Source organism: Bacillus solimangrovi (genome assembly GCF_001742425.1).
In the GTDB taxonomy this organism is placed as follows: Bacteria; Bacillota; Bacilli; order Bacillales; family Bacillaceae_N; genus Bacillus_AV; species Bacillus_AV solimangrovi.
The window spans coordinates 1-14,218 of the sequence record NZ_MJEH01000043.1 but is presented as its reverse complement, the minus strand read 5'-3'; the positions used below and the strand labels follow the sequence as shown (position 1 = coordinate 14,218).

The window sequence follows — 14,218 nt, the reverse complement described above, 5'->3', positions numbered from 1 at the left end:
ATGAAACGGTTCAAGAATTGATTTTGCTAATTGTAACTCATAACGAAGCTCATCAGACGGATCAACACTTTTTTCATACAAGTCCCTAATATTGATCCATTCTGTTTTTGCTTTCTCTAATAATAGTAGAAGTCGTTCGACATTTCGTTCTCTGGCTGACTTTTTCTTTTTTAAAAAAAGCAAGAATTCACTTCCTCTTCTTCCTACACTTCACCTATAACTCACGACGACCTTCAAGTGCCTTCGATAACGTAACTTCATCTGCATACTCCAAGTCTCCTCCAACAGGTAAACCATGAGCAATTCGTGTCGTCTTAATACCTGTAGGTTTTACAAGTCGCGAAATATACATAGCAGTTGCTTCGCCTTCTATAGTTGGATCGGTTGCCAAAATCAATTCTTGAACCGTTTCATCGTGAAGACGCTTTAACAAATCAGGAACTCTTATATCTTCAGGTCCTACACCATCCATAGGAGAAATTGCTCCATGTAACACATGGTAAAGCCCTGTATACTCTTTCATTTTTTCCATTGCTATTACATCTTTTGAATCTTGAACTACACATATCATAGACTGATCCCGATGACTATCATCACAAATTGAGCATGGATCTCGATCAGTAATATGATGACAAATAGAACAATCTGAAAGTTGCCGTTTTGCATTAACTAATGCCTTACCAAATTCCAACACATCTTCTTCTTTCATTTCTAACACATAAAAAGCTAGACGGCTAGCTGTTTTGGGTCCGATACCCGGCAATTTCATAAAACTATCAATTAGTTTTGAAATCGGTTCAGGATAGTACATGCAAATGCCCCCTACATAACTTCAATTAAAACATACCAGGCATATTCATTCCTTTAGTAAATTGCCCCATTGTCTCATTAGTTTTATCTTCTACTTGCTTCAATGCTTCATTAGTTGCTGCGATAACAAGATCTTGTAACATCTCTACATCATCTGGATCGACAACTTCTTCTGAAATTTCAACATCCACAATTTCTTTGGAACCACTAGCAGTAACTTTAACCATTCCGCCTCCAGCTGTCCCAATGAAAGACATCTCCATCAATTCCTCTTGAGCCTTTTGCATTTTCTTTTGCATTTTTTGCATTTGTTTCATCATGTTACCCATATTTCCCATTCCGCCACGCATAAATAAAAACCTCCTCTAATAATATGTATTACTCTTTAATTTCAAGAATTTCTTCTCCAAATAACTTTTTTGCCTCAGAAATGACTGGGTCTTCTTCTACTAGAGCATCTCCACTATTTTTTTGATCATTCACAAATTCAGCTTTAATTTTCTCCCATTCTGAATACGTGACTGCCAACATCATTAATGGCTTCCCAACCGTCTCTTCAATCACTTGTTCAATTATTCCTTTTTTAGATGTGCTTGCCATTTCACAATGAAAACCATGTTTAAACGCAAGTACAAATGCATGATCTGATGCAGCAACAGGTTCACTATCAAGTAACATAGCTTGTGCACCAATATCTTTTTTCTTCAACTGCTCCTTCATTGCCCCCCAATGTCCAGCTAACCACTGTGCTTTCTTTTTCGAAGCAGATTTCAACATTTCTCTAATTTGCTTAACCGGTGCTTGAAATCCTCTATTTGAAGGTTTTTTCGCCTTACTAGAACGTGATGGGGGAGAATCCTGCTCAACCTGAGAATTTACACCTTGCTCTTTCATAACTCTAAGCTCGGTTTGAAGCTGGTGAATCGTTTGTTGTAACTCCCCTAATTGCCCCTCTTCCTCAACCGCAGTAGTTGAATATCGTTGGCATAACTTCACAATCGCAATTTCTAAGAATACTTTCGGATGACTTGTGTATTTCATTTCTTGTTGTGCTTGGTTTAATTGCTCAATTACTTCATAAATCCAAGTAATCGAAACATTTTCCGCTAAATGCTGAAATACTTCATCAACTGCAACCCGTTCCAATACTTCTTCAAGTTGAGGTGCAGTTTTAACAAGTAACATATCTCTGAAATAAATAATTAAGTCTTCTAAAAAACGGATTGGTTCTTTTCCTTGCTTATTCAACTCATCAATCGTACTCAAACCGGCTGCTACATCTTTTTCTATTAACGACTTCGCTAACCGATTCAAAAACTGTTGGGATACGGCACCAGTAATTGCCAATACATCATCTGTGCTAACAACTTCACCACTAAATGAAATTGATTGATCAAACAAACTAAGTGCATCACGCATACCGCCCTCTGCAGACTTTGCAATCAAAGCTAGTGCATCATCGGCAACGTTAATCTTTTGTTCATCAGCAATGATACGCATCCTTTTCACCATCGCATCGAGTGGAACACGCCTGAAATCAAAGCGTTGACATCTAGACACAATGGTTGGCGGGATCTTATGTGGTTCTGTCGTTGCTAACACAAAGAGAACATGCTTTGGTGGTTCCTCCAAAGTCTTCAGCAATGCGTTAAACGCCCCAATTGAAAGCATATGTACTTCGTCAATAATATAGACCTTATAACGCACTGCACTAGGTGCATATTTCACCTTATCACGAATATCACGAATTTCATCAACACCATTATTTGATGCGGCATCAATTTCAATTACATCTGATATCGAACCATTGGTAATACCCAAACAGGAAGGACATTCATTACACGGTTCAGCTACAGGCGCTTGTTCACAGTTTACTGCTTTAGCAAGTATCTTAGCCGCACTTGTTTTCCCAGTACCACGTGGTCCTGAAAACAAATAAGCATGTGAGAATTTCTCTTGTACTAACGCGTTCTGTAATGTCTTTGAAATATGTTCTTGGCCAACAACATCTCTGAAAGCTTGTGGACGCCAAACGCGGTACAATGCCTGATATGCCATTATTTTTCCTCCTGTGCCTCACGGTTCTCTCTTCATTATAACTGATTCTTTTTTCGCTTACCAAAACTTCTTACAGCATAACATTTAATTGTTATCCCGTCCTAACAATTGTTGCATATTACTAAAACTAGATATGCATACTTTCATGAGAACTTTCTGTATAACCTCAATCGTATAGTTCTTGAAGACAGATACTATCATTATTTTATTAATAACGACCGTTTATCTCGTAAATAAATAAATTTCACTTAGCTTTTAAACAATCTAAATGTGTAAAAAAACTCACGCCACTTTAATGTGGGTGAGTTTAATTTATGTATATAACGCCGTGCACCTTCCGTCGATAAGACTGCCCTAAGCGTTACTTAAGCAGTTAGCTCGGCTCAGGCAACCCCGCGGCACACAGAAGTGTCCGCTTACTGCTGCTTCCTTCCGGACCTGACAGGGTTCACGGGTTCCTGTTGCGCAGGACCCAAGCGTCAACACCACTTACTTAAGTCAGACCTTAAAGCAAATCTACCTCAGGAAGGGATTCAGTCCCGCTATAGCGGATTGCGGGTACAGGGCACCGCTAATTCCCCACCTAGCACGGCAAAGTTGATACCAATATTCAGTTGCACCAATAATGTGGTGCATAAGTTAGTATAACGCGAATAGATGAAAAATGCAACAAACCTACTAAGGGAATAATTTGTTTTGTTTCCTTTTCTCTCTTAACTGACGAAAAAATTCAGTCAACATCTGTCCACACTCTTGTTCAAGCACACCACTAATTACTTCTGACTGATGATTAAATCGATCCTCCTGTAATAAATTCATTAACGTTCCAGCACATCCACCTTTCGGATCACTAGCACCATACACAACTCGCTCAACTCGTGAAAGAACAATTGCACCTGCACACATCGAACACGGCTCTAGTGTCACATATAAAGTCGTTCCTTCAAGACGCCATGTTCCTAATTTTCGACACGCTTCATCTATCGCTAACAATTCTGCGTGAGCTATTGATCGTTGTTCAGTTTCTCTTAAATTATGAGCACGTCCTATGACTTGTCCATCCTTAACAATAACTGCTCCGATTGGCACTTCTGCAATATCTTCTGCTTTTTTCGCTTCTTGAATTGCTTCTCTCATCCATTCTTCATCTGTTTTCGTTCCCATTCTTTTCACACCTTTTTTCATCTCAATAAAATGAAACATCCACCAACGGTATGCTTCGTCCCCCGCTGGTGGCTTATTTCACTAATCAGTTTATTATTAAATTTCATCTCCCGTAATACGTTACTTAATATCATGTGATTACAGTTAATAAAAATTAAGATTTTTTCACAACAACATTCTCATTTAGAACATTCCAGATTGCAGGGTCTTCCATTCCGAGTCTCCATAACGCTAACCCCTTCACTCCTAGTTCATCTGCTAGTTCAGCTTTAGCAAGAATACTTCTGCTATCTTCAAACCAAACTTCATGTGCATTACCTTCTTCATCAGTATAAGAGAACATTGGTGTTTTCGTTTCCTCATCAAATATAATTTCACTATTATATTTATTCGCAAGGTCTATTGCACCTTGGTAAGTCACATATTGATTCTTGCCCGTTGTTAAATTAAAGTCAAATCCAAATACAGAAACGGCTGCTAAAATTTTCTCTTTTGGCATAACTGAACTTGCATACGTTAATACTTCTTTCATTCGTCCGTAAGATACTACTGGCCCTGGACCACTACCAGGCCAACCATGTTCATTATAAAGCATGATAACAACTTGATCTGCTGCATTTCCAATTCGTTCATAATCAAACGGTTTAGCAAATTCACTCGGATCATCAGGACCAGTCTTAGATGGAATTGCAGTTGAAAAGAAATATCCTTTTTCTCTAAATACTTCTCCAATTTCCTCATATAACAACGCTAATCGATCTCTGTCTTTCTCATAAACATCCTCAATATCAAGATCAACACCATCTAATCCATAACGTTCAACTAATTCTACAAGAGAATTTACAAATGCTGTTCGATTTTCCGGTGTAGATAGCATAGTCTCCACGACTTGTTTAGATGTTTCCTGTCCTCCACTTTCATATAAAAGATTATGAACGACTGCTAACGCCTTAATATTATTACGGTGTGCAAGCTCTTTCAATACCACAATTTCATTATCCGCAAATTCACCAAACTTATCAATCATAGTCGGGTTCTCTAATGAAATTTGAAATAGAAATAAACCTAATTGACTTAATCCCTCGGTATTATTGACAAATGATTGATAGGATCCTGGCAAGGCAGGACCTTCCTGTAACGTATAATAACCTAGAGTTGAAAGAATTGGCTTACTTCCATCATGCGCGACTAAATTAGTTACACTTTTATTAACCCAACCTGGTTGACCGTTATAGAGTTGAACTCGATACCACCCACCTCTAGTACCTGTTACAGGTAGCCGAGCTCCTTGATCCATCATTATGATTATCTCACTATTAAATGAAGGCTCAGTTCGAATATTAACTCTAGGTACAGCTAGAACAGCCTCTGTATACTGAGGTATGATAATTTCTTGACCGACGGTTAGTGCACTGGATTCCAAATTATTCAACTGCTTAATACTATCTACAGTTGTATTATACTCACGTGCAATTTGAAATAGTGAATCACCTTGTTTTATTTGATAAGTTTCCACTGCACGCTCAAAACGCTCACCACCATTCATACCTCGAATTGGAATGAACAATGGCTGATTTACATAGATCCTATATGTGTCCATATGATTCATTTCACAAATTGAATCTGGTGATGTATGATACATCTCTGCTATTGTCTGCAAACTATCATTAGGTCGTACAAAATATAATATGTGGTTTGAACTCACATTAACCTCTCCTTTACATTATAACTTCTCTAAACAGCATGAAAGTTCCATAGATTATTTTTATACATCACTCACTAATGAATAGTTAAACAATACAAGTAAATACTGACGATACTCACTCCAACGATATAACCAAGTCCTCCACGTATATAATTCAGCTAAATAACTAAGTGTTAGCTTGATATGTTTGTTGTCAATCAACACGTGATTACTATGATCATTAGTGAAATAGCCTACTTACTAACTAATCCACTATATTCAATAGGTGAGTGTCCTAGTGCAAAAAAATAATATTTTTTACACAATGCATTTAGATAAGTCAGATCACTGATAATGATTTTTCAATAGTATTATTTGTAACACTTGTTTATTTTTCGGCATCTATTCTACGATAGAGTAAAAGAAAAATTCCCTTCATAAACAAACTTGCACATTAAAAGAAAGAAATGCTCTGTTTGAGGCACACCATTTGATATGTAATAAAACAGAAAAAACCTCTATGGTTATTCCATAGAGGTTAAAAAAGCGTCCCAAAGAGGATTTGAACCTCCGACCTATCGCTTAGGAGGCGATTGCTCTATCCAGCTGAGCTATTGGGACATTTCCAAATAAAAAATAGTAAAAAATATAAATAAAAATTCGTTACAGTAGTAACGAATTTTAACAATCTCCAATATGTTTGCGTCAAATAATTCAATAATTGTAAATGGCGGAGGAAGAGGGATTCGAACCCCCGCGGGCCGTGAAGCCCCTGTCGGTTTTCAAGACCGATCCCTTCAGCCGGACTTGGGTATTCCTCCGTTTCGACAAGATTAAATATAGCACAGCACATTTTCTCTGTCAACACCATTTTTGAGAAAGAAGCAGCGAAATAACTGCTCCTCCCTTAATACAGATTTTATAAAAAATAAAACAAAACGAACATACTTACTTTGTATCTTAAACCTTCGGCTTAATAACTTCTTTACCACCCATATAAGGACGTAACACGGTTGGAATGACTACACTTCCATCTTCTTGTTGATAGTTCTCTAAGATCGCAGAAACTGTTCGACCAATTGCTAATGCAGATCCATTTAGCGTATGCACACGTTCAGGTTTAGCACCATGTTCACGTCTGAAACGAATATTAGCGCGATTTGCTTGGTAACTTTCGAAATTACTACAAGATGAAATCTCACGGTAAGTTTCATAACTAGGAATCCATACTTCAATATCATATTTTTTAGCAGCAGTAAATCCAAGATCTGCTGTACACATACTCATAACTCGATAAGGTAATTCGAGAAGTTGCAAGATCTTTTCAGCGTGACCTGTTAATTGCTCTAAGGCATCATAAGACTCTTCTGGTCTGACAAACTTCACAAGCTCAATTTTATTAAATTGGTGCTGACGTATTAAGCCACGAGTATCACGACCAGCAGAACCTGCTTCTGATCTGAAGCAAGCACTGTAAGCTACATAACTTTTTGGTAATTCTTCATTATCAAAAATTTCGTCACGGTGATAGTTCGTTACGGGTACTTCAGCTGTTGGAATTAAGAAATAATCCTCACCTTCAATTTTGAACGCATCTTCTTCAAATTTTGGTAACTGACCTGTACCAGTCATACTATCTCGATTAACGATGAAAGGCGGAATCATCTCTTCATAATCATGGTTCTCTTCATGATAATCCATCATAAAATTGATTAGTGCTCTTTCCATGCGTGCTCCTAAGCCTTTATAAAATACAAAACGACTTCCTGTCACTTTACTAGCACGTTCAAAATCAAGAATATTTAACCCGGTTGCAATATCCCAATGTGCTTTCGCGTCATATCCAAATTCGGGTATTTCTCCCCACTTACGTACTTCAACGTTGTCATCTTCAGTTTCTCCAACAGGTACACTTTCGTGTGGAACATTCGGAATAGATAGCAGCAATAATTCAAGCGTTTCTTCAACTTCTCTTAGCTCTTGATCTAACTCTTTAATCCGATCTCCAACTTGACGCATTTGTAAAATTTTCTCGTCAGCATTTTTTTTCTGACGCTTCAATTGTGAAATCTCTTTAGACACTTCATTACGTTCTTGCTTCAATTGTTCTGCTTCTTGAATTAACTTACGACGCTTCTCATCTAATCCTTCAAATTTCCCCAAATCCCCTAAGTCTTCACCACGAGACTTCATCTTTTCATTAATAGTTGCGAAATTCTCGCGTAAATATTTAATATCTAACATTATATCCATCCTCCAAAATTTTTTTTGAAATACACTTTTACATACAAAAAACTCCCGTCCCTTTATAAATAAGGGACGAGAGCTAACCCGCGTTGCCACCCTAGTTGAAAGCAAACTGCTCCCCACTCAAGAAACGATAACGGTGTTCACCGAGAATACTTACTAAACGGTTCAGTACTCTGCTCTGGGATGGATTCACAATTCATCTGTACTGGTTTGCACCAACCACCAGCTCTCTGCATATCAGATATAATTGCTACTAGTTCCCTTCATCACGTTCAAAAATATGTTAAATGTATTAGTTACTTTACTATATTTATGACCACAAGGCAATACTGTTATACAAATTATGCCTTTGACTCTTCAACCATTCGTACAAAATACGAGGTAACTCTGTGATCATTCGTTAATTCTGGATGGAATGAACACGCTAAGTATGGACCTTGTCTTACAGCGACAATACGTTCACCGAACTTTGATAACACTTCAACGTCTTCACCTACTTCAAGCACAAGAGGTGCACGAATAAATACGGCATCAAAATCATCAGCAACATCTTTAATCATCAACTCTGCTTCAAAGCTCTCACGTTGTCTTCCAAACGCATTTCGCTCAACATACATATCGATTAGACCAAGATGAGCATCTTCACGATCTTTAATTCGTCCTGCTAATAATATAAGTCCAGCGCATGTACCAAACATTGGCTTGCCACTTTTCCCAAATTCCTTTAACGGCTCTAAGAAGTCATACTTATCAATTAGACGACGCATAGTTGTACTTTCTCCACCTGGGATAATAAGTCCATCTAACTGTTCTAATTGGTCAACCCGTTTAACAATTATAGCTTCTGCTCCAGATGCTTCTAGTGCACGAATATGTTCTCGAACTGCCCCTTGAAGTGCTAATACGCCAACTTTCACCATAGTAATTACTCCTTTACTTGCTTACCAACCACGCTCTTGCATACGTTGTTCAGGTTGTAATGAGGAAATTTCAATCCCTTTCATTGCTGTCCCAAGGTCTTTAGAAAGCTCACCGATAAGCTTATAATCTGTGTAATGTGTTGTTGCTTCTACGATTGCACGTGCAAATTTTTCAGGGTTATCAGATTTGAAGATACCAGAACCTACAAATACACCATCAGCTCCAAGCTGCATCATTAATGCTGCATCAGCTGGCGTAGCAACTCCACCTGCTGCGAAGTTAACGACAGGAAGACGACCTTCACGTTTAATTTGTAGCAATAATTCAAATGGTGCTTGAATATTTTTTGCAAATGTCATTAACTCATCTTCACTCATTGCGGCAACTTTGCGTATTTGGCCTTGAACTTCACGCATATGGCGTACTGCCTCTACAATGTTCCCAGTACCTGGTTCACCTTTTGTACGAAGCATAGATGCACCTTCAGCGATACGACGTGTTGCTTCACCAAGATCACGACAACCACATACAAACGGAACTGTATAATCACGCTTATTAATATGATACACCTCATCAGCAGGTGTTAATACTTCACTCTCATCAATATAGTCAACACCAAGCGCTTCAAGAACACGCGCTTCAACGATATGACCAATACGAGCTTTTGCCATAACCGGAATTGATACAGCGCTCATTACTTCTTCAACAATTGTCGGGTCAGCCATACGAGCTACCCCACCTGCAGCACGAATATCTGCTGGAACACGCTCAAGTGCCATTACTGCAACAGCACCAGCTTCTTCAGCAATTTTTGCTTGCTCTGCATTTACAACGTCCATAATAACGCCGCCTTTTTGCATTTCCGCCATTCCACGTTTTACACGATCAGTACCTGTTTGAGACATCGACAATTCCTCCTATTATGCAAATCAATTAATTTCTAATTTTACTGAAAAAGATTACAAATGACAATGAGAGTTTTTTATTAACTCAAATTTTCTTAACATACGTCCACTATTGTAACCCAAAATGCTGAAAATTCCTATTATTTCAGGAAGAAAAATAAGTTTCGTAATAGATAGCAATACATAACAATACATTCTAACTTTACAATTTCTAACACAATAACCGCGATAATACGAAACCCCTATCACAACTGTAATAGGGGAAATACTAATTTAAGAAAACAAACCTTTTATAGCGCCTGATACACTAGCCCAAATATCAGCAAAGAAACCACCGATACCACGCATAGTTAAGACGAACCAATTTGCCTTGTTTACTGATGATTCCGTAACTATAGGTACATTTACTTTTTGTGCGATATCTTCTGTAATATAACCGTATTCATCTTCTCCCTTATATTCATAAGTGAGATAACCAACCTTTTGTCCTTGTTCAATAGGAGCTGTAAGTGCATTCTCATCATTTAACAAAGACTTATCAAATTTTACTATTGGTGCATAGTTTTTCTCATCACCACGATTGATTGTAATCGTTAAAGGTTCCTCAGAAGATATTTGAACTGTTTTTTCTTTTCCTTTTTGTACAGAAAGTGTTTTATTACCTTTTGTTTCATACCCAGCAGGGAATATATCTTTATGTTCAAAGTTCTGGAAACCATAATCCAAAAGTTTCTTCGTTTCTTCAAAACGTTTAGTAATCGAGTCTGTGCCCATTACAACACTGATTAAACGCATACCGTTGCGTTCAGCAGTAGCAGTAAAACAATAACCTGCTAAATCTGTTGAACCTGTCTTTAGACCATCTAAACCTTCATAAGCATATTGTTGTAGGTATCCTGGAATATCTGACAACATCCAGTTCCAGTTCAACATCTTAATTGCATCACTTGTTCCTTCTCGAAATGTCTTAGTTGGTACACTAGCTGTTTCAAGTACTTCAGGGTATTGATTAATTAAGTTGTAAGCTAGTGTAGCTGTAGCACGTGCAGACATCATATTTTCTTCATCTGCACCAGTTCCCTTAGGATGGTTACCATTTAAATCACTGTTGTTTAAACCAGTTGAATTTACAAACTTAAAGTTCTTCAATCCTAGCTCTTGGCCTTTGTCATTCATCATCTTCACAAAGTTTGTTTCAGAACTTGCAATATGTTCAGCCAATGCAATTGTTGCACCGTTAGCTGAATAGATAGCCATTGCCTCATATAGTTCCTTTACAGTATATTGAGCATCCTTACGAAGTGGGACATTCGATAACTCTTTATTTTGAGATATACTAAAAACATAATCAGTAATTTGAACTTGGTCATCCCATTTAACTTTTTTATTTTTAATTGCATCGAGCACTAAGTATTCAGACATCATCTTTGTCATACTAGCCGGAGGAAGTGTTAGATCCGGTTCCGATGCATATAGGATCTTTCCTGTTTCTGCATCTATTAAGATAGCTGATTTTGCATTTAAATCAAATTGTTCAGCTGCATGCACTCTATTCCCAACGCTTGTAGTAACAAGCCCTATTAGAAGTACAAGGACTAAATAGCTTGAGACTAGTTTCTTCCATTTATTATTCAATTCTTAAACCTCCAACCTTATTATGTACAAACGTAATTTTATCACATCTTAATATAAAAAAATAGACAGAGGAAAGTCCCCCTGTCTATAGAGAATAGTTTGGTGCTTCTTTCGTGATTTGTACATCATGTGCATGACTTTCACGTAATCCTGCACCTGTCATTCGAATGAATTTACTTTCTTCACGAAGCGTTACTAAATCTTTCGCCCCACAATAACCCATTCCTGAACGAACTCCCCCAATAAGTTGATAAATTAGATCAACTAATGGGCCTTTATATGGAACACGACCTTCAATGCCTTCTGGAACAAATTTCTGATTATTTTCTTGGAAATAACGGTCTTTACTACCTTGTTGCATAGCACCGACTGATCCCATTCCACGATATACTTTAAATCGACGTCCTTGATATATTTCTGTTTCACCAGGACTTTCTGATGTTCCAGCGAAGATGCTTCCCATCATGACCGCATTCCCACCAGCAGCTAATGCCTTTACAACATCTCCTGAATACTTCACACCACCATCTGCAATAATCGAAATTCCATGCTTACGTGCCTCATTTGCACAATCATAGATAGCTGTAATTTGTGGTACCCCCACTCCTGCAACAACACGTGTTGTACAAATAGATCCAGGTCCAATTCCTACTTTGACAATATTTGCACCAGCTTCAATAAGTGCCTTTGTTCCTTCTGCAGTAGCTACATTACCTGCAATAATATTTAACTTAGGATACGCTTTACGGATTTCACTGACCTTATTTAAAACACCAGCAGAATGACCATGTGCAGTATCCAGTACAATTACATCAACACCAGCTTTTACAAGTTTGTCTACACGCTTCATTGCATCTGCTGTTACACCTACTGCAGCTCCAGCAAGTAAACGTCCATGAACATCCTTGGCAGCCTGAGGAAACTCAATTACTTTTTCAATATCTTTAATCGTAATAAGTCCTTTTAGAACACCATTATTATCAACTAAAGGAAGTTTTTCAATTTTATATGTTTGTAGAATCTTCTCTGCATCACTAAGAGTTGTTCCGACAGGAGCTGTTACAAGCTCTTCTTTAGTCATAACATCTTTAATCTCAATCGAATAGTCTTGGATAAAACGTAAATCACGGTTTGTAATAATACCAACAAGTATCTGTTCTTCCATGTTATTTACAATTGGCACACCAGAGATACGATATTTACCCATTAGATGTTCTGCATCAAATACTTGATGTTCTGGAGTTAAAAAGAAAGGGTCAGTTATAACACCACTCTCAGAGCGTTTTACTTTATCAACTTGTTCAGCTTGTTGTTCAATCGACATATTCTTGTGGATAATCCCTAATCCACCTTGTCTTGCCATGGCAATAGCCATATCTGATTCTGTTACCGTATCCATTCCTGCACTTATTAAAGGAATGTTTAGCCTCAATGTCTCTGATAAGTCAGCTTTTACTGAAACATCTCCTGGCAACACTTCAGATTTTTGTGGAACTAAGAGCACATCATCAAACGTCAAACCTTCTTTTACAAATTTATCTTTCCACATTTAGATTTAACCCTCTCTCCCTGTAGTTTTCTCAAAATATTATTAGTAGCTTAACAATTGGTTAAACTACTGTCAAGAAACGATCAATTTATTAGAACATTCAAAATTTATTTGTTTCATTGGAGGATATATTTTATGTCAGCTGAACTTTGGAATTGGATTCATTATTACTATTCAACTGAACACGTTCAATCACACTTACATAAGTGTTATGAGATACAAGGTTTCTCAGATGCCTCAGTAAAGAGTTATGAAAATTGCTATACATTCATTTATTATTTAGAACATGGCTATAATTATTATAAAACAGCAGATCATGCACCATTTTCTATACAACCCATTCTTATTTTTTATGGGTATATCCAACTGATTAAAGCATGCTTATTACTCGTTGATCCAAATTATCCAGAAAGTACAGCAGTTTTAGCTCATGGGGTTACAACTCGAAAGAGAAAAAAGAAGAATTATCAATTTCTTGATGATGAAATAAAGGTACAGAAAAATGGCTTGTTTACACATTTTTCGAATACAATGTTTCATGTGAAACATTTAGAAGGTGAAAAGTTATCAATGCGATTATTGTTACAAATGGTCCCGGAGCTTTCTAACCTGTTTAATCAAAGTACACCTAAAACTCACTCTCAACCTGTAGACTTTAACAACAATTCTTTAACTATACCTTTAAACGTAATGGATAGTTTAAACATGACCGTTGAACATTTCGTTCGATTTATTAATGAATATTTTAAAATTGAGAAATTTAATGTTGAAAATGATATGTTAAAACTAGATGTTTCTGAAACAATTACTCCAATTACTTGTACACCTCTTCAATATCATTTTTCAGAAAGAAGGTATTATATCCCTAACAAGCGCCCCTTATTCAACACATTACATGAATGCATGGTTCATTATTTAATCCTCTATAATTTAAGTATGATTTGCCGTTACGAAACAGAATGGTGGCAGGATTTACAACACCATTTTTCCAATAAAGATTTCTCATTTATTCTTGCTTTCCTTAAACTCACTAAACAAAAGATACCTTATTTAGTCTCCATGTTCTTAAATAGTTTTGAACGTTAAACTTCACCTTATTATTTTATTAATAAATATATAAAGAGCCGATCTAATAATAGACCGGCTCTTTATATATTATGCCCGGCAACGTCCTACTCTCACAGGGGAAACACCCCAACTACCATCGGCGCTGAAGAGCTTAACTTCCGTGTTCGGTATGGG

12 protein-coding genes, 2 tRNA genes, 1 rRNA gene, 1 other RNA gene and 1 other annotated feature are annotated in these 14,218 nt (G+C 37.2%); of the genes, 1 reads left to right on the top strand and 15 read right to left on the bottom strand.

All coding sequences use genetic code 11. The annotated features are described in order from the left end of the window. The 14 genes from BFG57_RS13645 to guaB all read right to left on the bottom strand — a co-directional run. Positions 1 to 183, bottom strand: a 183-nt coding sequence (locus BFG57_RS13645) for a YaaL family protein (protein ID WP_069718049.1), incomplete at its 3' end; no start/stop codon positions are given. 31 nt (positions 184 to 214) lie between these two features. Next, positions 215 to 811 carry a recombination mediator RecR gene (gene recR / locus BFG57_RS13640; RefSeq protein WP_069718048.1) on the bottom strand — a complete coding sequence of 199 codons (597 nt, stop codon included), beginning with the start codon at positions 809 to 811 and terminating at the stop codon, positions 215 to 217. Between the two features lie 25 nt (positions 812 to 836). After that, on the bottom strand, positions 837 to 1,160 hold the full coding sequence (locus BFG57_RS13635; RefSeq protein ID WP_069718047.1) for a YbaB/EbfC family nucleoid-associated protein: 324 nt from the start codon (positions 1,158 to 1,160) through the stop codon (positions 837 to 839). A gap of 28 nt (positions 1,161 to 1,188) precedes the next feature. Further along, positions 1,189 to 2,868: a DNA polymerase III subunit gamma/tau gene (gene dnaX, locus BFG57_RS13630; RefSeq protein WP_069718046.1), complete on the bottom strand. Its 1,680-nt coding sequence runs from the start codon at positions 2,866 to 2,868 to the stop codon at positions 1,189 to 1,191. Positions 2,869 to 3,194: 326 nt separating this feature from the next. Next, an RNA gene (gene ffs / locus BFG57_RS13625) (signal recognition particle sRNA large type) lies at positions 3,195 to 3,460 on the bottom strand. An 86-nt stretch (positions 3,461 to 3,546) separates the two neighbouring features. Further along, entirely contained in the window at positions 3,547 to 4,032 is a 486-nt protein-coding gene (gene tadA / locus BFG57_RS13620) for a tRNA adenosine(34) deaminase TadA (RefSeq protein ID WP_069718045.1), read from the bottom strand. 154 nt (positions 4,033 to 4,186) lie between these two features. Continuing rightward, positions 4,187 to 5,737 (bottom strand): glycosyl hydrolase family 18 protein, encoded by a 1,551-nt coding sequence (locus BFG57_RS13615; protein ID WP_217627934.1) that lies wholly within the window; start codon positions 5,735 to 5,737, stop codon positions 4,187 to 4,189. Positions 5,738 to 6,263: 526 nt separating this feature from the next. Then, positions 6,264 to 6,337 (bottom strand) — tRNA-Arg (locus BFG57_RS13610). 107 nt (positions 6,338 to 6,444) lie between these two features. Beyond that, positions 6,445 to 6,537 (bottom strand) — tRNA-Ser (locus BFG57_RS13605). A 139-nt stretch (positions 6,538 to 6,676) separates the two neighbouring features. Continuing rightward, positions 6,677 to 7,960, bottom strand: coding sequence for a serine--tRNA ligase (gene serS, locus BFG57_RS13600; protein WP_069718044.1), 1,284 nt, complete (start codon positions 7,958 to 7,960; stop codon positions 6,677 to 6,679). A 68-nt stretch (positions 7,961 to 8,028) separates the two neighbouring features. Further along, positions 8,029 to 8,242 (bottom strand) — a binding site (T-box leader). A 65-nt stretch (positions 8,243 to 8,307) separates the two neighbouring features. Then, positions 8,308 to 8,886: a pyridoxal 5'-phosphate synthase glutaminase subunit PdxT gene (gene pdxT / locus BFG57_RS13595; RefSeq protein ID WP_069718043.1), complete on the bottom strand. Its 579-nt coding sequence runs from the start codon at positions 8,884 to 8,886 to the stop codon at positions 8,308 to 8,310. Between the two features lie 21 nt (positions 8,887 to 8,907). After that, entirely contained in the window at positions 8,908 to 9,792 is an 885-nt protein-coding gene (gene pdxS / locus BFG57_RS13590) for a pyridoxal 5'-phosphate synthase lyase subunit PdxS (RefSeq protein WP_069718042.1), read from the bottom strand. A gap of 273 nt (positions 9,793 to 10,065) precedes the next feature. Beyond that, complete coding sequence (locus tag BFG57_RS13585; RefSeq protein ID WP_069718041.1) at positions 10,066 to 11,427, bottom strand: D-alanyl-D-alanine carboxypeptidase family protein; 1,362 nt, start codon at positions 11,425 to 11,427, stop codon at positions 10,066 to 10,068. Positions 11,428 to 11,512: 85 nt separating this feature from the next. Beyond that, the gene (guaB, locus tag BFG57_RS13580; protein WP_069718040.1) at positions 11,513 to 12,976 is read right to left on the bottom strand and encodes an IMP dehydrogenase; all 1,464 of its coding nucleotides are present in this window, start codon (positions 12,974 to 12,976) and stop codon (positions 11,513 to 11,515) included. A 135-nt stretch (positions 12,977 to 13,111) separates the two neighbouring features. Between guaB and BFG57_RS13575 the strand changes: the two genes are divergently transcribed. Further along, positions 13,112 to 14,062 (top strand): YaaC family protein, encoded by a 951-nt coding sequence (locus BFG57_RS13575; protein ID WP_069718039.1) that lies wholly within the window; start codon positions 13,112 to 13,114, stop codon positions 14,060 to 14,062. A gap of 73 nt (positions 14,063 to 14,135) precedes the next feature. Here BFG57_RS13575 and rrf read toward each other — a convergent pair. Then, a 5S ribosomal RNA gene (gene rrf, locus BFG57_RS19670) occupies positions 14,136 to 14,218 on the bottom strand; the annotation flags it as partial.